The 20277-nt window shown below is 48.5% G+C and carries 12 protein-coding genes; 1 reads left to right on the top strand and 11 read right to left on the bottom strand.

Features of this window, described 5'->3' with window-relative positions:
• From QZT80_RS17350 to QZT80_RS17340, 3 genes are all read right to left on the bottom strand, one after another.
• On the bottom strand, positions 1-1228 hold a 1228-nt coding region (locus tag QZT80_RS17350), incomplete at its 3' end, for a DUF1343 domain-containing protein (RefSeq protein WP_295124804.1).
• 70 nt (positions 1229-1298) lie between these two features.
• Positions 1299-2726: a Gfo/Idh/MocA family oxidoreductase gene (locus tag QZT80_RS17345; protein ID WP_295124802.1), complete on the bottom strand. Its 1428-nt coding sequence runs from the start codon at positions 2724-2726 to the stop codon at positions 1299-1301.
• Between the two features lie 158 nt (positions 2727-2884).
• Complete coding sequence (locus QZT80_RS17340) at positions 2885-3271, bottom strand: c-type cytochrome (protein WP_295124800.1); 387 nt, start codon at positions 3269-3271, stop codon at positions 2885-2887.
• Positions 3272-4108: 837 nt separating this feature from the next.
• Between QZT80_RS17340 and QZT80_RS17335 the strand changes: the two genes are divergently transcribed.
• The gene (locus QZT80_RS17335) at positions 4109-5626 is read left to right on the top strand and encodes a malate:quinone oxidoreductase (RefSeq protein WP_295124798.1); all 1518 of its coding nucleotides are present in this window, start codon (positions 4109-4111) and stop codon (positions 5624-5626) included.
• A gap of 52 nt (positions 5627-5678) precedes the next feature.
• On the opposite strand, the gene QZT80_RS17330 is transcribed toward QZT80_RS17335, so the two are convergent.
• The 8 genes from QZT80_RS17330 to QZT80_RS17295 form a co-directional block, all read right to left on the bottom strand.
• Positions 5679-5972: a hypothetical protein gene (locus QZT80_RS17330; protein WP_295124795.1), complete on the bottom strand. Its 294-nt coding sequence runs from the start codon at positions 5970-5972 to the stop codon at positions 5679-5681.
• A 54-nt stretch (positions 5973-6026) separates the two neighbouring features.
• Positions 6027-9035 carry a glycosyl hydrolase gene (locus tag QZT80_RS17325; protein WP_295124793.1) on the bottom strand — a complete coding sequence of 1003 codons (3009 nt, stop codon included), beginning with the start codon at positions 9033-9035 and terminating at the stop codon, positions 6027-6029.
• A gap of 11 nt (positions 9036-9046) precedes the next feature.
• The gene (locus QZT80_RS17320; RefSeq protein WP_295124790.1) at positions 9047-11317 is read right to left on the bottom strand and encodes an alpha-L-rhamnosidase C-terminal domain-containing protein; all 2271 of its coding nucleotides are present in this window, start codon (positions 11315-11317) and stop codon (positions 9047-9049) included.
• Positions 11318-11369: 52 nt separating this feature from the next.
• Positions 11370-13094, bottom strand: a complete 1725-nt coding sequence (locus QZT80_RS17315) for a RagB/SusD family nutrient uptake outer membrane protein (protein ID WP_295124788.1) — start codon at positions 13092-13094, stop codon at positions 11370-11372.
• A 21-nt stretch (positions 13095-13115) separates the two neighbouring features.
• The gene (locus tag QZT80_RS17310; protein WP_295124785.1) at positions 13116-16532 is read right to left on the bottom strand and encodes a TonB-dependent receptor; all 3417 of its coding nucleotides are present in this window, start codon (positions 16530-16532) and stop codon (positions 13116-13118) included.
• A gap of 191 nt (positions 16533-16723) precedes the next feature.
• Positions 16724-17878, bottom strand: a complete 1155-nt coding sequence (locus QZT80_RS17305) for a FecR family protein (protein WP_295124782.1) — start codon at positions 17876-17878, stop codon at positions 16724-16726.
• Positions 17879-17968: 90 nt separating this feature from the next.
• On the bottom strand, positions 17969-18568 hold the full coding sequence (locus tag QZT80_RS17300; protein WP_295124780.1) for a sigma-70 family RNA polymerase sigma factor: 600 nt from the start codon (positions 18566-18568) through the stop codon (positions 17969-17971).
• Positions 18569-18717: 149 nt separating this feature from the next.
• Complete coding sequence (locus QZT80_RS17295) at positions 18718-20277, bottom strand: PKD-like family lipoprotein (RefSeq protein ID WP_295124777.1); 1560 nt, start codon at positions 20275-20277, stop codon at positions 18718-18720.

The raw sequence follows: 20277 nt of genomic DNA, 5'->3' as shown, positions 1-20277 counted from the left end.
CGTAAATCAAATACTTCTTCCTCATCTCCTTATACTGGCTCAAAGCCGGCTCCCAGCTCTTCCGGATCTCTTCTTCCGGCACATTATCAATGATCTGTTGCCTGAACTTCGAATCGCCTGTACGGAAGTCGATATTTCCAATTTCTTTGCTCTTGGTGTAATCAAAAAACTCCGCCTTATCGGGGTAAGCCGCATACAGTTCTTTCATCCACTGTATATTTATTTTCTTTTCTTTTAAAAGCTTGTTCACGTCGTAGTTACGAAGGTCCATACCGTAACAAACCTGGTTCATGTACAGCGGTGTTTCAGACATGCCTTTGATGCCTACGGGGGTGTAGGAGAAGGTATACTTACCTTTGAGTTTGGGCGCGCCCATCACTGTAAAGGGATAATAGGTACCACGGCCATGGTTAAGGATCGTACCCTCATAAATACAGGTAGTCGGGTACAACATGATCGCAATTTGCGTATTCAGGTTGGGCGAAGGTTTTACGGGGAGCGTGTAATACGTGTCATGCGTATAATTCTCCACCGGTATGATCTTCAGTTTGCATTGCAGTGGTTTACGGATCCATTGTTCGCCATTGATCATCTTCGCAAATTCGGCAATCGTCATACCATGGGTAATGGGAATGGGGAACTGACCGATCCCCGATTTCAGTTTCATGTCCATCACAGGGCCGTCTACGAAATAAGCGTTCGGGTTCGGGCGGTCCAGTATCAGCAGCTCCTTATTATTTTCTGCACAGGCTTCCATTAGTTCGGCGAGGGCATTGATGTTGGTGTAGAAGCGGCAGCCCACATCCTGTACGTCGTAGATCATGAGGTCTACATTGGCCAGGTCTTCTTTGCTGGGCTTTCTTTTAGCGCCGTATAAGGAGATGATGGGGATGCCCGTGGCTTTGTCCACCTCGTCCTTTACCACTACGCCGGCGCTGTTGTTACCCCTGAAGCCATGCTCGGGTCCAAATACCTTCACGATGTTGATGCCGAGCGATTTCAGACTATCTACCAGGTGCGTGGTACCGATCACGGAAGTCTGGTTGCCGAGTATGGCCACCCTTTTTCCTTTAAGATAAGGCAGGTATTTCTCTGTTTGGTCGGCGCCGGTTTTAAGTGTGGCTCCGGGCGATGATTTCTTATCTGCCTTAGCAGCAGTGTGCGATGAATTAGAGAATGCGCAGGCCATGCAGGCGGCCAGCACCGGAACAATTACGAGGAACCTCATAAACAAGTGGTTTGTGCTTTACAGTAAACGAAAGTAAGAAGCCGCAAATGAATGCGGCTTCTGTAAGATACTAAACTTTATAATATTGCTCCCAGCCCTTCCGTGGCGGTGGGCCAACCAGCAGTTCATTCGCTTTTTTACTATTGGTGATCACCTTTTTCTCCCTGTCGAACTTAATGGTTTCGCCAGTCCATTGGGCGAGTACGCCCAGGCAGAACACCTGGCTTAACGGGCCTGCAATAGAGAATGGTGAACGTGTTTTCTCCTCACCTTTACAGGCCAGCAGGAAGTTTTTAAAGTGATTAGACGGGCTCTTAGGCACCTGAGGCAGCTTTGATGCCATTTCCTTTGCTTTCTCCTCCGGAATGATCGACAGTGTAGTGCCGTGCGAACCACCTTTGAAAGTGAGGTCTTTGCCATAAATGATCTTACCCGGATTCAGTTTCGCCGGTTTGATCGCACCATTACTTGGCGGTGGAATGTTCGGGTCGAGGCCCTGTACACCGTAACCGGCGGGGATTGGCGGCAGGTTATCTACACCATCGTACCATTTCACCTCTACGGCCGGCATGTTGCGGCGTTCAGGGAACTTGAACGATAAGGTTGAAGACATTGGATAGAAGAAGTCGTTATGTCCGTCCAGTTTCAGCGGAGCTACTTCGTACGGCAAACCAAGATCGAGGAACTCGTGCGCCGTATCGAGAATGTGCGCACCCCAGTCGCCCAAAGCCCCCATACCGAAGTCGTACCAGCAGCGCCACTGACCGTTTACGAAGTCTTTGTTATAACTGTGGCCCTGCGTCTGCATTTGCCAAACATTCCAGTCCAGGGTAGACGGTGCCGTTTCCGCTGCAGGGAATGATTTGATCTTAGGGTCCCATCCATGCCAGCGGCGTGGAGAGTTCATATGTGCGGTGATAGCCGTTACATCTTTAATAATACCCGCTTCTTTCCAGGCTTTAAACTGGAAGTAGTTACCTTCCGAGTGGCCCTGGTTACCCATCTGCGTAACCACTTTCGGGTTTTTAGCAGCAGCTTTCATCATCAGCTCCACTTCCCTGAAAGTACGCGCCATTGGTTTTTCCACGTACACGTGAATGCCCAGCGACAGCGCCATCATCGTAATAGGGAAGTGTGAGAAGTCAGGCACACCGATCGTTACCGCATCAATCTCCTTACCCATTTTATCGAACAGTTGCCTGAAATCCTGGAAGCGCGGCACATTCGGGAATTGTTTCATGATCGCCTGCGTATGCGGAGCGCCCATATCCACATCACAAAGTGCTACTACGTTGGCCAGCCCCGTTTTAAAGAACTCGGGGATGATTTCGCCACCGCGGTTACCAATACCTATACAGGCCAGGTTCACCTTATCATTAGGACCAATTTTACGGGGACGACGTGGAGTAGCGGCCAGCAGTAAGCCTGGCGTTGCCATTGCTGCCGATGCGAGCATGGCTTGTTTCAGAAAGTCTCTTCTTGAATTTTGATAATTCATTCGATTGCAATTTTATTGTATCAGTTAAGTTTTTACTTACGTATTCATTGGTTCCGGTACGTGGCACCGAAAAGCGTTTATTGGAAAAGGTGAAACAGGTGGTAACCGGCTACCTGTTTCTTTAATATCTTTCACGGACCGTCCCGCTTTTTAGATGATTAATGTGGGTCACGAGCTTCCGGTGCCAGCAGCGGTTCTTTTTTACCGTTATGGCAGGTATAGCAGGTTACCTCCAAATATTTCTTTTTAATCTTCGCCGTCATCTTCATCATATCTCTCGCTATTTCTTTGTGCCTGTTCTCATCGCTGGCAAAGTCCATTTTCTTAGGATCATCTTTGCTTGGTGTGTGGCAAAAGTTACATCTTACACCCAGGGCCATATTAAACTGTTTCATCACACTATCCACTTCCGCTTTCGTCGAGCGCTTCGACATCACCTTCAGGTTTTTAGCTTTCCACTCTGATTGCTGGGTGGGTGATAACGAACACAATGTAACCGCGGTCACCATTGCCGCGGCCAGTATAAGGCCTTGTTTGGACTTCATAATTTGCATTTAACGGTTGTAAGCTTCCTTCTATTTGACTGATAATGATACAAAGTTATCAGCAATTCTGATAGCCGTTCATCATTTTTGGGGTAAAAAGAGGGGAAATGGAGGGAGTGTAACGATGGAAATGGAAGTTGAGGCAACGAAAACGGCAGAAGCTCCCTTTTTCTGATGAGAATTTAGTGCAGAATAAAACATGTTGTTTAAGATGGAAGCCGGCCTACTTCCTGCAATACAATATACCCGTATCCATTTTGGGCTGAGGTTTTCCTGATGATGATATAGTTGCCCTGATACACATGGTTTTATAAAGGCCACCATTACGTACCACCTGCTTAACCGTTAAGCCCACCCCTTGAATTTCCTTCACCCCAGCCAGCGATTTGTTAAAAATTCTCAAACATTCGTCAAAAACCCTTAATAATTCTAAAATATATTGGTTAACTCCCCATTGAGTGTTAATTTTGCGGCTCCAAGGCTTTTGTAACCAACCATAGTTGAAAAATCCCTGGACAATGTCACATAGATTAAAATATATTGCACTTTATAATGTATCCGTTTTCAAATAGTATTCCTTCAAATAGGGACCGTTCCAATGCCATTTCGGCGGAGGCAGGCTGTTCCCGCTAAACTGAGGATTGCCGTTTATGAGGGCAATCTTTTTTTATAATTGTTCCACGCAGATTACACGTTAAGGAAAAATTGAACTGAAAGGTATTACGGGCTTAACAGACCGGGAGAAAACGAGGGCAGGACACGCTGTAACAAGGCGTATACTGTAGAGTGGCAAAAAGCATGGCACAATATTTTGGAGAAATATTTATTTAATTGATCATGAGTATTGATAATAACGCAGGCAGAGACGAAGCGGACGTTGTATTGATCGGCGCCGGTATCATGAGTGCAACTTTAGGCATGATACTTAAAGAGCTGGAACCAGGCCTGACTTTACAGGTTTTTGAAAGGCTGGACGTTGCAGCAGCCGAAAGCTCGGACGCATGGAACAATGCAGGCACGGGCCACTCTGCTTTTTGCGAGTTAAACTACACCCCACAGGCACCAGACGGATCTGTGGAAATTAAGAAGGCCGTGAAAATCGCGGAGTCGTTCGAGGTTTCTAAACAGTTCTGGGCGCATCTTATCGAAAGCAAACTCATTTCCTTACCCGAATCGTTCATCCGCCGTACACCGCACATGAGTTTCGTATGGGGCGAAGATGGGGTTTCTTTCCTCAAAAAACGCCACGAAGCACTCACCAAATGTCACCTCTTCAGTGACATGATGTACTCCGAAAACCAGCAACAGCTCGCCAAATGGATGCCCATCGTGATGGAAGGACGCGATCCTGCCCAGAAAGTAGCGGCTACCCGTATGGAAATAGGCACGGACGTGAACTTCGGTTCGCTCACCCGCCACATGTTCGAAAGGATGAAGGCAGACGAAAAAGTGTCGCTTTTCTTCAACCATGACGTTAAACAACTGCGCCAGAAAGATGGTTCCTGGTATGTGGAGGTGAAAGACCTCGCTACCGGCAAACGCCGACTGGTAAAGGCTCGCTTCGTATTCATCGGTGCAGGTGGCGGTTCCCTCCCACTGCTGCTTAAATCTAAGATCCCCGAAAGCAAAGGCTTTGGCGGATTCCCGGTGAGCGGCCAGTGGCTGAAATGTAAAAATCCTGAACTCGTAGAAAGACACTACGCCAAAGTATATGGTAAAGCGCCTATAGGTGCGCCACCTATGTCGGTGCCCCACCTGGATACGCGCGTAATCAAAGGGAAAAAGGAACTGCTGTTCGGCCCCTACGCCGGCTTCACCACTAAATTCCTGAAAAAAGGCTCGTTCCTCGACCTGATCAAAAGTATCCGTTTCTCTAATATCCGTCCCATGCTGTTTGCCGGCGCGCGTAATATGCCGCTGACCAAATACCTGATCGACCAGGTCCGTCAGAAACCGGACGACCGCCTCGATGCCCTTAAAGACTTTTTACCGGAAGCACGTTTGGAAGACTGGGAGCTGGAAGTTGCCGGTTACCGTGTACAGGTAATTAAAAAGGATGAAGAAGAAGGTGGTATCCTCGAATTCGGTACAGAGGTGGTTAGCGCTGCCGATGGTAGCATTGCTGCCCTGCTGGGCGCATCTCCCGGCGCGTCTACATCCGTTTCCATCATGCTCGATCTGATGAACAAATGTTTCCCTAAACAAATGCAAAGCCCCGAATGGCAGGCAAAACTGAAGGAAATGATCCCCTCCTACGGCAAACAACTCGCGCAGGACCCCGCTTTATGCGACAACCTCCGCGAATGGACCGGCCGCGTGTTAAAGATCGAAGAGAGCGAACCGATTACAGCGTAATAGTCAATGCTATATATTTCCAGAGCTGCGTCGTAAGGCGCAGCTTTTTTATTTAGGGACCAGCGGTGGTACTACTATGGGGCCGCCGTTGTGTCACTCTCTTCAGCCGCTGTAACAACATTGGGCAATATGCAGCTTCTGCTATCGCGGCGTTGTATACACCGGCCTGCAAATGGCGGATGAAGAATAATTCGTCCATCAAACAAATGAGCATATTACAGGTCGTGTACCGGTCCCATTTGCGGGACAGGAGTTGGCAGATGACGGCTAGTTTAACTGAGGCTTCATCTTTCAGGAAAGTACGCTGTACGCTGGCCGATAAGGTGAAGTAAGAATAGTTTTCCAAAAAAAGCGCCGCCCTTGCAATGAAGAGCAGCGCCTATCCACGAACAATAATTAGCTACCTGTAAAAATTAAGCACCACCGGCCCTAACAGCCCCGACTTACGTAGGGGATAATCTGCTTTAAACTTCTTTACGTTCGTTTTGGTGAAACGTTTGTTCGCCGGCAGTAACTGGTCGCCGATAACACGGTTGGGCCAAAGGTTCACTACCTTTATCTCCAGTTCATTCAGGCCTTCTTTTACAAAGTCAGAAACATCATTAGTAAAAGGATGCGTCCACCAAACGCCGGTATGCCTGCCGTTGATAGTCACCTCTGCCAGGTTATGCACTTCGCCCAGGTCGAGGAATACGTGTTTGTTCCGCAACTGTTCTTTGGTAACGCGGAAGCTTTTTCGGTACGCCACATCGCCTGAATAATATTTAATTCCACTATCGCGGTGGTCCGTCCAGGAGATCAGTGAATCGAAGGCGATGTTTGCAGGGCCGCCCCATTCGGGAGAGAACTGTAGTTTCCAGGGACCGTTTACCGGTTGAGTATACACTACATTCCTGCCGCTAACTTTCCTTCCGTTTATTGATTTATTGTATGTAGCGTTGCCTGTATACACCAGTTCTCCCGCTGTGGTCGTAATAAAAGGGGCCGTATTAAAAGTATCCGCAGGCAAACCAGGGAATAGAGATTGACCATTCTTTTCCAGACTGGCACTATGCGATTCGCCAGGCTTCCTGAACACCACGAAAGTCGATCCGAAAGGGTCGAGGAACAAGGGCATTTGTATACGACCACCCTCGGTATTATACAACTGTTGCGGGATGATCGTGCCTTTATCAGGGTTCCAGAGTTCAGGTACTTTATTTTCTATCCTGAATGAAGTTTGAATATACTCTGGCCGTTCGTTGCGATTTACGATGTAATAGATATCTGCCTCGGGCGTGCTGCGATGGATGTAATCTATGAGGGCATGGGGTTTACGGCTTTCGTAGGTAAAGTCGGGTTGCACGCCTTTCTGCAGCAACACTTCGCGCAGGGTTTTATCCTTCACTACTAAACCTTTCCCATATCGTCCATCGCCTCCCCACATCTTATCTGCTATCTCTTTTATTTCTTTTCCTTTATTTCGAAGACCAGCCGCCGCTAAAGGCTTAGGCCCCACAATCGTAGCGCCGTCCCGCACCAGTTGCTCCAGTTTCACCAGCACTTCCGGTGTTATTACTTTCCAGTCGGGCAGTGATAATACTTCGTAGTGCATACCATCGGGCAATACAATCTTTCCATCTTTCACCGTCATACGGTTCAATATCACATCGGTATTGCATACATCGTAATCGTATCCCTCACCCAGCCCCGGTTCTATATGTTTCAGCGGCACCTGGTTAGGCACATTATCACCATAATAAAAACACACATCGCCTACAAACAACCCGCGCGACAACAGGTAAGAGATACGCGAATTCCATTGCAGGAAGGCTGGTGCCTGTTTCCACCAGGTAACGTTTGGGTTGAAGTGGGTGCCTGCAAAGTATTCATTACCGGGTTTACCCGCTTCTTCGGGCGAATGCGTAAAGGTGTGGATCACCAGGCGGTTCAGACCTTCGCAATACACCCGGTCGAGCGTAGGTTTCATGTAAGCAAAATCTTCCTCCCAATGCGGGCCTATACTGGTAGGCCCTTCGGCCTGCGCAAACTGTTTACCATATATATGTGCTGCAGATGCGGGCTGTTTTACATACAACCTCCGGTGAGGCTCTACACGATGCGTAGTGGCCCTTATCCAGAATTCGCCCATTGGAATAGCGTTCAGGCCAAGGTTCTTCAGGGCGTCTATCGGTGCAGGGTGCGGGCCACCACTTTCTGAGTGAATGCCCATGCCTTCTGCCGCTGCCAGTCCGGCAAAACGCTGATAATGGTTTTTATAGATAAGGTCAGCGATCGTGCGGCGGAAGTCGTACAGGAAATTGTTGGATACGTCGCGGTTGTCGATAATACGGCCGGTGAGTACGGGCAGGTATTTGCGGATATCGTAACCGTTGGCGGTTTTGAACTCCGCCTCAAATGTAGGCGTCCAGTTACTCGCGCCCAGTTCCCAGCTATCGTCGTGCAGGTATTTGAGGCTTTTGCTTTTATGCCCGCCGGTAACAGCGCGTACTACTTTGTCGTACTGCACGTCCATGGCCTCCGTACTCATATAATCGATGGCCAGTCCGCCGCCACCGGGGCTGTGCGTAGACACATGTATGCCGGTACCGGTATACCCGAAACGCATCAGCAGGTACTTACCTTTTGGCACTGTCCATTTCACGCGGCCATTGGCATCTACCTTATCACTGATGTCAATGATATCTTTTAAATCGGCATGTGCCTGGTGTGCAGGGGAGGCTTCCGGTTTCATGAACAGGTTCCAGTCGTACCCAAGACCCGTTTTCGTAAAAGGGATGCTGTAAATACTGTGTACCGCTTTAATATCGAGGTTCTCCAGTGGTTTAACGCTATCGTAGTTCTCATGCAGCTTTACCGCCAGCACTACGATGGGTTTGTAGTAACCGGGATACAGCTTTGCGGGCATAGGTAGCTGCATGTCCAGGCTACGAGGGCCCTGTAACAACGTATCACTCCATACCAGTTTTTTAGAGGCAAGATCAGGCGTCACCCATGGCCCGCCATCGTTCCAGCCACTGCCTATGTTCAGGCTCAGTTCCATATCCAGGCTATCGGCTACATCGCAGGCGTAATGGAACAAGGCTTTCCATTCCGGCCCCAGGAATACAGGGCCGCTTTTGGTTTTCTCCATGTTCTGGTAGGAAGAAGAGCCGGCATCGAATAAAATAGCACCCTGAATACCTGCGGTCTTCATGGCTATGAGATCGTTGCGGATGCCCTTCTTCGTCTGGTAACCTTCGAGCCACCACCAGAATACACGCGGTTTTGCTTCGTCAGGCGGATTGATGAAACCTGCTTCCATGGCAGCAGCAGGCGTGGTTCTGTAATCACCGCGCTGCTGCCCATACGAAACAGCATGACACAGGCTCACGAATGCCGTTGCCAGCAATACTTTTCTTATCAACATACATCAATAGATTAACGTGGACCCACCCACAGCTTAACGGCGCCGCCGCCTGCCAGGGTAATGGTATAACTTCCTTCTTTTAATACGGGTTTTACTTCTTCGTTGCCCATCAGCACCTTAAACTTCTTTTTGGTGTAACGGGCAGGTAGTACTACCTGTGCCGTTGCGTTGGCGGGTAATTGCAACTGCATCAGCAAACCATCGTCTTTTTTCTCGTATACCGCACCAATACTGCCTTTAATAGTTGGTACGATGATCGAGGCATATGTAAGTTCACCCGGTTGTGGTTTAATGCGGTAAGTATCCCAGCCCGGTGTGAGTGGTTCTATGCCCATTAATTTCCGCGGAATGATATTGGCCGGCACTGCGCCCCAGGCATGGTTCCAGTCCTGGTTCGGTTTGTACTTGTTACCCCAGGCCTCCATGGCAATGGTACTCCCCTCGCGGATCATATTGTACCAGCTACGGTCGGCGGTGGAGCGTAACAACTCCAGTCCATATGTTTCATCATCACCATCATACACCGCATCCATTAAAAACTGGCTGCCATATACACTGCACGCCATACCGCGCGAACGGATGAACGCGGCCACATCGCTTTTGTATTTATCTTCCACGAGGCCAAAGGCCAGCGCAAACATGTTCGTATGTAATGAGGCATGTACAGTATCGATGCCATCCACAAATACTTTGCGTTTTTTATCCCAGAAGTGTTTGCGGTAACTCTCCCGCACGCCGTCTGCTTTCTTTTTCAACAGCTGCAAATCCTCCTGTTTACCCAGCACCCCTGCTATATGCTGCATATCGCGCAGGGCCTTGTAGTAATAAGCATTTACCACCGCATTGTAATCCTTAAATCCAAACCCGTCGGTTTCACCACCCTGGTTGGCAGCCAAACCTAAAATGCCAGTATGCGGCCAGTCCACAATGTCTCTTAAGTTGCCCCCATTAAAGTGGATCTCTTTCATCAATACAGAATCCTGTTTGCCAGTGCGGGTACTGATAAGACCATTTGGCATTTCCAGCTTCATTAGCAACTTCGCTTTCAGGTCGTTGTAGTAGTGGCGGGCCGAGCGGCTGTCGCCTGTATACAAAAAATCATTGTACGCCATTAGTACCGACTGCAATATCCACTCTGTGGGCCAGGTGGCGTGGTGCAGCAGGTATTCGTGCGAGGCACGGGCAATAGTGTATTCGCGGGCGGTGGTGTAATAGCCCAGTTGGTTAATGTAGGCATCCGCTTCGTATGGAATGCGCTCCCGGTCGCCATCCACAAAGATGCCTGCGAACGAAGTGGCCTTCATACTGTATTTGCTCATCTCCCAAACCTGGTTAAGAATACTATCGGAACTGGTAAACGAAGCAGCATTATCATCAAAAGGATAATTAACCGAAGCTCTTACGATATCTGTAGCTGGTAATTTTTCTTTATAGTTTCTTATTTCGCAATACCGGAAAGGCAATACCTCGCCAATGTAAGCAGGCATTTTAATCGCCTGCCTGCCCGTATTACGCGCATCCGGCCTTATCCTTACCTGGTACGTATGTGTGCCTGCACGCAGGGGAATGCGGTACAACTGGTAACGTATGGTACCACCAGGTGCGCGGTTAACGGTGCCGTTAGGCAACATCGCCTCGCCCAGATGTACATCTACAGTATCGCTCGCACCAGTGCCCGTTAAACGCAGCTTCAATTGTCCGAAAGCCGCTTTACCAAAGTCGGCCAGCAACAAGGTATCCGTTACTTTTAACTGTTGCGGGAACTGATCTGTTTTCTGCAAAGGGTATTGCGCGGTGGCATAATCGGTAAGCACACTATCTGTAAAAAACACGGCGGGCGCAGAAAAGGGGCTGAACAAAGTATCCGTGACCACTCTCACCTTCCAGTAATAGAGCGTGTTTGGGCGGAGGGGTTTGCCTTCGTACACTACTGCGTTCGAACGTGCTGCGCCGATTTTCTTCGAGTCCCACATCTCACCGATATCCTTTTTTAAACTGTCGGCATTCGCAGATACGAGTACCTGGTAGGCCTGTTGCTGCAACTTAACGCCTGCGCCATTTAATGCCCAGCTGAATGCAGGCCGGCGGTTCTTAATGCGTACCGACTGGGTAGACAGAAAAGCTTCTTTCGTCCAGGTTGGCTGTACGAGGTAGCCATGCAGCGACTGGTGATCGGTATAGGCTATCAGATCGCACATCAGTCCTTCGGGTTGCTGTAACTGGGCTTTTGCAGCAATACTGGCAGAGAGCAATAGAGCAGAGTAAATAAGTTTCCTGAGCATGTTGACAATATAGTTAAAAAGCCGGGGCGGTAGTCACCCCGGCTTTAGATATTTAGCGTTTCCAACCATCGTTCTGGTCCAGTGGTTCGTCTTTATTTGTATCGATAATGATCTGTGGTATAGGCCACAGGTTGTAGTTAAACGTAAGTGTAGCCTGAGCTTCGGGCCAGTAAGCGTATTTACGGATGCGATCTACGGCTACGGTGCCGCCCATACGTAACAGGGTATTCCAGCGACATTCTTCGTATACCAGTTCGCGCGCACGTTCGTCCAGTATCAGGTTAAAGTTATCGTCTACATCGGCGGCGGTTACCTGGTAAGTACACTGAGCGCGGGTGCGCAGCAGGTTGATGTCGTCTGCAGCGCCATGTTTATTACCGGCGCGTTGCTTGGCTTCGGCCCGCAGTAGTATCGTTTCTGATAAGCGGATGAAATAGTCATCACGGAACAGGTTACTCATGTTTTCACCATCGGCCAGGCCAGTGTATTTATCGGTAGCTATTTTGCAGGACACCGGGTAACAAAGGCTACGGTTGTTGGTATTGGTAGTAGCATCCGCACTGCCGTTGTATAAAACAGTCCAGGGAATGGGTTTATTAAAGTAAGGTGATGTGGCTACGTTGCCGTTAAAGATGCGGCGGAATACGATATCGGTGTTACGCATATCGTTTGCCCAAACACCGGCGTAAATATCGTCGCGGGTGTACATGGTAGGCATCATCAGCGAAATACCACGACCGCCAACATCTACGTTCGTACCTGTCAGGTGATCCTTGGCACCATCGCGAAATACAGGGCTGTATATGCGGGAGTACGGCAATTTAGATTTACCGTCTTCGGCCCTGTAAGCGGCATAATCTATTTGTATAGCCCATACGCATTCTTTATTACCATCCTGGTAGTTCACGTTGTTTTCCTGGAAGAGGTCCCAGTACACGTTGCCCTGCGCTTCCGTTCTGCGGCTGCCGTAGCGGGCATTCATCAGGTTATAGGTGCCGCCGTCTATTACTTTGCTGGCATAGGTGATAGCATTGGTAAATGCAGTTTGTGCTTCCGCTGTTTTCCCATCCGCCTTTAACTGCGTACCTAAAGCCAGGTACAGTTCTGCCAGGTTATGCTGTGCAGCACCCTGCACTACCCTGCCGCCCCTTGTAGTAGTCACAGGCAAATCATTTTCGATGGCGAGCAGTTCGTCTATCGCAAACTGGTACGTTTCTGCGCGGGTAGCGCGTTTAAAATCATAACGCGGCGCCTTGGATATTTCCGTTACCAACGGCACACCACCGAACAACTCGCCCAGGTTACGGTAAGCAAAGGCACGGAAGAAACGCGCCTGCGCAATGGTATACGATTTATCAGCAGGTGTGGCCCAGGTGATGTTCGGCAGTTCTGCCGCATACAAAGCCATATTGGCCTTGGATATCATCTGGTACCAGGTGCTGTATACATTATAGAACGTTCCGTTTTCGGCGTTGATGTTACCATAGTTATTAAAAGAGCTGGATTTACGGATACTGGGGATATCGAACATATCGGTACCATTACCACGCAACACGATGATCCACCCTTCCTCGGCCGGGTTAGCCCACAAATCGCGGAGTTGAGAGTAGATAGATACCAGCACCTGGTCTACCTGGCTCGATGTGGTGAAAGCATTATCCACCGTGTAAAAGGTAGCGGGCCTCTCCTGCAGGAACTCACTATCCGACTTACAACCCTGCACTGTTGCCAGCGACAGCAGCAACGCCCATTTCAGCTGATATATTGACTTTTTCATATTGAGCAATTTGAATAATAGTTAGAAACTGATGTTGGCACCAAAAGAATAGGTAGATGGAACAGGGAAGGTATTTTCCCTAACCGGTGTACCTGTTTCAGGATCACCGCCGAACCAGTCGGTAAAGGTGGCCAGGTTCTTGGCACTGAAGTAAAACTTAGCCGAATTAACATGTAAGGTCCTTAACAGTTCTTGTTTCAGGCGGTACGATACGGTAACATCCTGCACTCTTACAAAAGCGCGCGACTGTAATCCAAGGAAACGGCCATCACCGCTAAAGAAGGCAGACGGGTACACGTTACTCTTGTTCTCAGGCGTCCAGTAAGGTTTAGAGGTCATGTTATCGTTAAAACGACCCGTACCAGATGTAAGATAGGCAGCCGCATTGCTTCTCTGGTAGTAACCATTACCACCAAAGTTGCCCGACACCATTACATACAGATCGAATTGTTTATAATTAAACATATTGCTCATGCTTAAGCGGAAGTTATCGGGCGCATATCCCAGTATCTTACGGTCGGCTGCGCTGATACCATCTACTTTATCAAGGTCGCGGTACATAGGCGCACCCGCAGCAGCGCCTGTTTTACGCATATAGGCAGTATCTGACTCCTGCACGATACCTATTTGCTCGTACCCATAAATAGCACCCAGTGAATGCCCGATAAACAGGCCGCCGGAAATATCATCGTCTTCTTTACCATCATTGTTTTTATCCTCTCCATATAATTTCACCAGCTTGTTGCGGTTCTTCCAGAAAGTAAAAGAAGTATTCCATCCCCAATCTGCCTGTTTAATGTTCACGGTACGCAGCGTAATTTCAAGGCCCTTGTTATCTACCTGCCCCATCGATGTTCTCACTGTTTTAAAACCAGTCATCACGGGGATGTTACGGGTAAATATCTGGTCGGTGGTTTTTGACTGATAAATATCCAGGTCGAGTGAAATACGGTCATTTAACCAGGAAGACTCGAAGCCGGTGTTCCATGATTCGGTGGTTTCCCAGCCCAGGTCAGAGTTGCCCAGTGCGTCCTGGAAGAGGCCGTAAAAGATCTGGCTCGCCGTGTTCGAAAATTCGTAACGTACACCACCGGAGGCACCGTTGGCAATGGTAGACAGTGTACCGTAGGGGCCAATACCCTGGTTACCGTTTTGTCCCCATGAGAATTTAAGTTTCATGTTATTGAGATACGGCACCTTTTTCATGAACGCCTCTTCGGTGATACGCCAGGCCATACCGGCGGCGGCGAAGTCGGCCCATTTGTTATTGGCGCCAAATACAGAGGCACCGTCGCGGCGATAAGAACCAGTGAAGAAGTAACGGTTGTTATAAGAGTAGCTTAAGCGACCGAGATAACCAATATTCGCTCTTTCGCTGATGTTTACCGTTACGCGCTGCACAGTAGCTTTCTGTAAGCCATACATACCCAAAGCCGTATTACCGTTCGCCTGGTAGTCGCTACCCGTAGAGTTTTCCGACTCAAACTTCAGGTAATCACGTGTAGCTACCGCCGTTACATCCACACCATGTTTACCAAAGCTGCGTTTATAGTTCAGAATGTTATCGATCACATAACTGTAGTTGCTGCTGTTATCGATGTTGCCGTTGGCGCGCGACAGGAAACCCTGTACCGTAGCAGGTGCATAACGCGCTATGCCTTCACCTTCAGCAATGTAGTAGCTTTCATTCGTAAAGTTGCCCGATTTATCTTTATCAAGGTTCAGCATGTAGTTAGCCCTGTAGCTCAGCCCCTCTATCCATGGTACCCTTACCACAGCGTGCGCATTCAGGCGGAAGTTATTACCAATGTCCATGTTATCCCGCGTACCATCCTGCACACCCCAAAGCGGGTTAATAGCCGACTGCGTGTAAGGATACTTCTCAAGGTGCCCGAGGCTGTCGCGGTACATCACGCCGTAAGGGCTCATGGTTTGCGCTTCGCCCACGTTGGCGGCAAAACCAGAATAATCGCGTTTCGTGTAGCTACCATCCGCACCAATTTCCAGCCATGATGTTACGTTCATGTTCAGTTTGGCGAGAATAGAGATCCTTTTAAAATCATCCCCCTTCACAATACCTTTATTCTGATCGAAAGAAGAAGACAGGTAGTAGTTCGTTTGTGGTGTAGCACCAGAGATGGCCGCCTGGTAACTTTGGATAACACCCGTGCGGGTTACCTCGTCCAGCCAAACCGTTTCTTTCCCGGCGTTCATATTCGCAATTTCCCCGGGCTTCATCCAGTTCGTAGAACCCGGTGTATACTTGTTCCTGGCATTCACTACTTCCAGCCACTCCTCCCCTTTCATCATCACCGGTTTGTTTTGCCAGCTTTGTAAACCTGTAGAAGTATTAAAAGAGATAACAGGTTTACCGATACGTCCTTTTTTAGTGGTGATGGCAATTACCCCGTTGGCAGAGCGTGAGCCGTAAGCCGCGGCGGACGTAGCATCTTTTAATACGTCGAAGCTGGCGATGTCGTTCGGGTTAATATCGCCGATACTACCCAGGAACACCACCCCGTCCAGCACGATCAGCGGATCGTTGTTACCGCTGATAGAGTTCTGGCCACGAATGAGCATAGAAGGCTGGCCGCCGGCAGAGTTACTGGCACCGATGCTTAAGCCCGACACGTTGCCCTTAAGCGCTTCCAGCGCGTTCTGGTTAGGAAGGGAAGCCAGTGGCGAATTCTCCATTTTCACAGAACTCACAGAACCTGTGAAGTCCTGGCGCTTTGTAGTACCATAACCAATAACCACGAGGTTATCGAGCGTAGTGGCTTCTTCCACTAGCAGGATGGTTACATTGGCGACATCCGAAGGCGTAACTTGCTGCGTTTTGTAGCCCAACATCGTTACTTCCAGCACCACTTCCGTATTATCCGGTACAGTGAAGTTAAACTCCCCTTTAGCATCGGAGGTAGCGCCTTTGGTACTATTTTTCAATCTAATACTGGCACCTGGTAAAGGCTCACCCTTTTCATTGGTGACTTTTCCTTTTATCAATATCAGCAGTGGTGCTGCGGCTACTGTTCTGATAGCGGGTAATGGTTCGTCCTTTTTACGTACCACCACCGTTTTATCTACAATTACATAATTGAAGGGTTGCCCGCTGAAGCAGGCGTCTAATGCTTCCTGGAAGCTAACCTCGTTGAGGTGCAGGGATACTTTGCGGGCATTTTTAACCAGCCTTTCATTAAAAAAGAAATGATAACCGGTTTGCTTTCCCAACTGCGCAAATACTTTGTCCAGCGAGCCGTTTTTTACATGTAACGTTACCTGCTGGCTAAAGCCTTCGGCTTTTACCTGTAATAATGCAACAAGAAGCAAAATAGTAGTGAGCTTCATAATCAAGATCATTTTTCCGGATGGCCGCAGTTGTGATAGCAGCACGCTGCCGCGGCCCCGTTCAGGAGTGGAATTGCTGAATTTAAATTTCATAACTTAGTGGTTTGTTTGGGTTTTACCCTGTTCTACAGTTGTCGATAGCTGAAAAACGGACGCTCAGACTACAGCCGGCAGTACCCCCGTACTTCCGGCCTTTTTGTTTAAGCCCGTTTGCGAAAAAAATTTAACCTGTATCAGTTCTCCGGCGCAAGTTACCGGCCTTCAAACGTTGATTCTGATTGATGTTACTTGCTGTTTACAATAACTCTCCGGTCTTTTATTACTGCGTTTATATCACTATACACTAATATCTGCAAAAACTGCTCAAGACTTACATGCCGCGGCAGGGTACCGCTAAAGGCATCTGACGGAATACCACGCGGGAAATCGGTCTCTATATCGTACCAGCGCTCTGCCTGCCGCATCACCAATCCTATGTTGGCCTGGCTAAATTTGAAGTAGCCGTCTTTCCAGGCCGTCACTTCTTCCATATCGGCCCGTTCCATTTCTATGATTTCGCCCATCCGGGCCTGGTAACCTACTGTAATGGGTATTTTTTGCTCCTGCCGCAATATCAGCACTTTACCTTCGAGCAGGGAGGTTTTTACTACGTCTTCGTTATCGTACGCGTTTACGTTGAAACTCGTTCCTAACACCACCAGTTCATCCTTCTGCTTCCCTTCTTCGCTCATAATGTTTACGTAAAAAGGGCTTTGCGCGTTGAGGGAATTCACTTCAAAATATACTTCGCCGGTGATCTTCACCCTTCTTTCTTTTCCTGTAAAGGCAGTGGGATAGGTAATGGAAGATGCGGCGTTGAGCCAGACTTTCGAACCGTCCGGCAATGTAACCTGGTATTGCCCGCCGCGGGGCGTACGCATGGTATTATATACTACCTCACCTCCGCGCTGCCCGTTATGATCATAGGCCAGTTTCCCGTTGGCGAGTTTCACTACTTTGGCATTACCCTGCTGGCCCAGTACACCGTTAGCGGCGCTATCCAGTTCAATTACACTACCATCGGCCAGCGTAAGCATGGCATGGTTACCGCCTGGACGAATGGGCGTTTTGGGCGTAACGGCCTGCGCCAGTTCCACTGCTGGTGTGTTTTTTTTTGCATTAAACAGGAAGGCACCTGCCGAAAGGCCGATCATACAGGCTGCGGCAGCCCACCAGGAAAGCTTTTTGATCATTCCACGGCGCTTGCCCTCGTGCAGTACTTTCATCACATTGGCCAGCGACTCCTTTTTAAGGTCCTCACCCTGCATACCGGCGCCCTGCTGTTCCCAAACCTGGTGCATGAAGACCGTCCAGGCTTCCCGGTGGCCGGGCTGCCGCAAGGCATTCCACAGCTGGCTGAACTCCGTTTCCGTAAGTTCATCCGCTACGTATTTTTGCATAAGTTTGAGAAATTCAGCTTCTTTCATAATAACCAGGCAAGGTGGCCTCTATCATAAAGACCCGTGAAAAAGGAAACAGGAAGTGTCTTGCTAAAAATATTTTTTGAGCAGGAAAGAAAGGGCAGTAAAAACGAATACCAGCGCATGTTCACTGAGGTATTTACGCAGGAAAGAAATAGAACGAACGATATAATCCTTTACCGCCCCGCGGCTTACGCCCATTTGCAGGCTTATTTCCTCATGACTTAAACCGCCTTCGCGGCTTAAACGAAAGGCCTTTTGCTGTTGCGGGGGGAGTTTACAAATACCTGCCTCCACGATGGAATGCAATTCTTTAAACTCCGTTACCTCACCCGCATGCTGAGCGGCATTTACGGGTTGCCCGGAAAGGTATTGCTGATAGGCATCTTCCAGTTTCAGGCGGCTCATCTTCTTAAAAACCAAATTACGGGCGCTGATAAACAGGAAACCCTCCAGCTTCTCTATATCCATCGCCTGTTCACGACGCTGCCATAACTGCAGGAATACTTCCTGCGCTATATCCTGGGCCATTACGGGCGATTTGGTGAGCAAAAGGGCGGTGGCGTACACTTTGTTCCAATAGATATCAAACAGCCGGCAGAAAGCAGGTTCGCTCCCGGTTGCCATTTGCGCGAGCAGCAATTGGTCTGTATAACGTGAATCCGACAAAGTGAAAGGAGGCTTTTACAACATAAACTTAGGAAAATTATTTTCATATAGTATCCGTATACAGGATGGTACAGGATGGTTTGGGGATAAAAAAGGGCCTATGACGATGAAACGTCATAGGCCAGGGGGTCCATAGATCACAATTAATATTAGTTCAGGTTCGTATAACCCGCGTCTACTACTTTGCCGAAGCCAGTGAGGGTGTAGTAAGACGATGCGGCCGAGCCGCTTATTTTGATAACATCGAGTTTGCCGGAAGTAGCTGGATTAGCTGGTTCAAACACACCTACAGTAATGCCGAGGATGAGTGGTTCCAGTTGCACCTTGTTGTAAATATCGGGACGGGCCTCTACCTGGAACCACTGCGCAAATGAGCCCACGCGGTTCTTTAACAGGGTAATTTGTGCTGAAGCACCGTAATCTTTAATCAGGATCAGTTCTTCTGTATCCAGGTTATAACGGTATAGTTTACCACCTTTGCTGTAAAGAAAGTACCCGAACTGGTTGTCCATAATGAAATTCTCTGCGCCAGCCAGGTCGGTAAGCGTAACTTCCTTCAGTGAATCTGCTGCAAACGTACCAGACGTCGTAAACTGCATCCTTGCCAGGTAACGTTTATCAGCCGCGTCTTTTAAGATAGCGATCGCCTGTCCGCCAAAAGCACTTGTATGCCCCATCCACACCAGGTCTTTGTTCATGTTGTTAGGATCAAAGCGCTTGGGGGTGAGGGTGGTCATGAAATTGGAAGCGTTATGTTTCAGGAAGCGTTTATTGTTACGATCAAACACCAGTGAAACGCCACCAGTAGACATTGCAATGTGAGGCGCTATACTGAAAGGCTCGCCGGTAGACAAACGATTAACAGGTACTCCCCATACAGCACGAAGCACGGGGTAGGAGAAGAACAGATTTCCTTCCTGGTAGGCGTATCCCTGAGTAGACAAACCTCTTACCCAGCTGGGTGTAGCAGGATAAGTGCCGGTAGCCGTTTCAGCTTTTATGGAATACAAGGGATTTTCCCAGGTAAAACCATCTGTGATATTAATCTTCTCCCCGCTGTTTTCAGTACCGATGTACAACCACTGTTTTGCACCGGTTACGCCTGCTACCGTATTAGAAAACACTTCTATAAACGTAGGTTTACCCTGCAGCGACATAGGCGTGGCTGTTACCTTATCCAGCACCCTGGCAATAAAATTGCGGTACTCCACCAGGAAGGTACCCGGAGCGGCCATATCTTCTTCAAAATAATCCAGTTTCGCTTTGTCCGACACATCAGACAATACAAACCATCCCCTGCGTTTAATGGTACCGGTAATAATCACCAGTATTTTTTTCTGCCAGGTAATACCGGTCGACTTTTCCTTTACCGTATAGTAAACATTGTAGTTACCAATACCTAAGGGTAAAGTCATTTTAAGGTCGCGAGTATCTGCCAGCACTTTTTTGGTGTATACATCCGCAAGCCTGGGATCGTAAGATACCCACTCGAAACTATAATTGCCCGCTACCGTATCCTGCGTAAAATCAAGTCCAGGCTCTATATTCACCGCCTGCCCGTTAATAAGGCTTAAGGTATCGGGAATATTTTTAATGGTAAGTGTGTTGATATCCTTATAAGTATAGTTACCCAAGTCCTTTTTGCAGGCTGTAAACAGGCTGGCAAATAAAGTAAGGCAACAGATATATTTAAACCATTGAAATGTCAT

The organism is uncultured Chitinophaga sp. (assembly GCF_902168175.1).
Classification (GTDB): domain Bacteria; phylum Bacteroidota; class Bacteroidia; order Chitinophagales; family Chitinophagaceae; genus Chitinophaga.
The sequence above is the reverse complement of the archived record's forward strand: the minus strand, read 5'-3'. Positions and strand labels throughout refer to the sequence as shown.

Coding starts and splice junctions, on each gene's coding strand:
- QZT80_RS17310 (WP_295124785.1), bottom strand. CDS start 16,532: ATGAAATTTAAATTCAGCAATTCCACTCCTGAACGGGGCCGCGGCAGC.
- QZT80_RS17305 (WP_295124782.1), bottom strand. CDS start 17,878: ATGCAAAAATACGTAGCGGATGAACTTACGGAAACGGAGTTCAGCCAG.
- QZT80_RS17325 (WP_295124793.1), bottom strand. CDS start 9,035: ATGTTGATAAGAAAAGTATTGCTGGCAACGGCATTCGTGAGCCTGTGT.
- QZT80_RS17315 (WP_295124788.1), bottom strand. CDS start 13,094: ATGAAAAAGTCAATATATCAGCTGAAATGGGCGTTGCTGCTGTCGCTG.
- QZT80_RS17295 (WP_295124777.1), bottom strand. CDS start 20,277: ATGACATTTCAATGGTTTAAATATATCTGTTGCCTTACTTTATTTGCC.
- QZT80_RS17340 (WP_295124800.1), bottom strand. CDS start 3,271: ATGAAGTCCAAACAAGGCCTTATACTGGCCGCGGCAATGGTGACCGCG.
- QZT80_RS17345 (WP_295124802.1), bottom strand. CDS start 2,726: ATGAATTATCAAAATTCAAGAAGAGACTTTCTGAAACAAGCCATGCTC.
- QZT80_RS17320 (WP_295124790.1), bottom strand. CDS start 11,317: ATGCTCAGGAAACTTATTTACTCTGCTCTATTGCTCTCTGCCAGTATT.
- QZT80_RS17335 (WP_295124798.1), top strand. CDS start 4,109: ATGAGTATTGATAATAACGCAGGCAGAGACGAAGCGGACGTTGTATTG.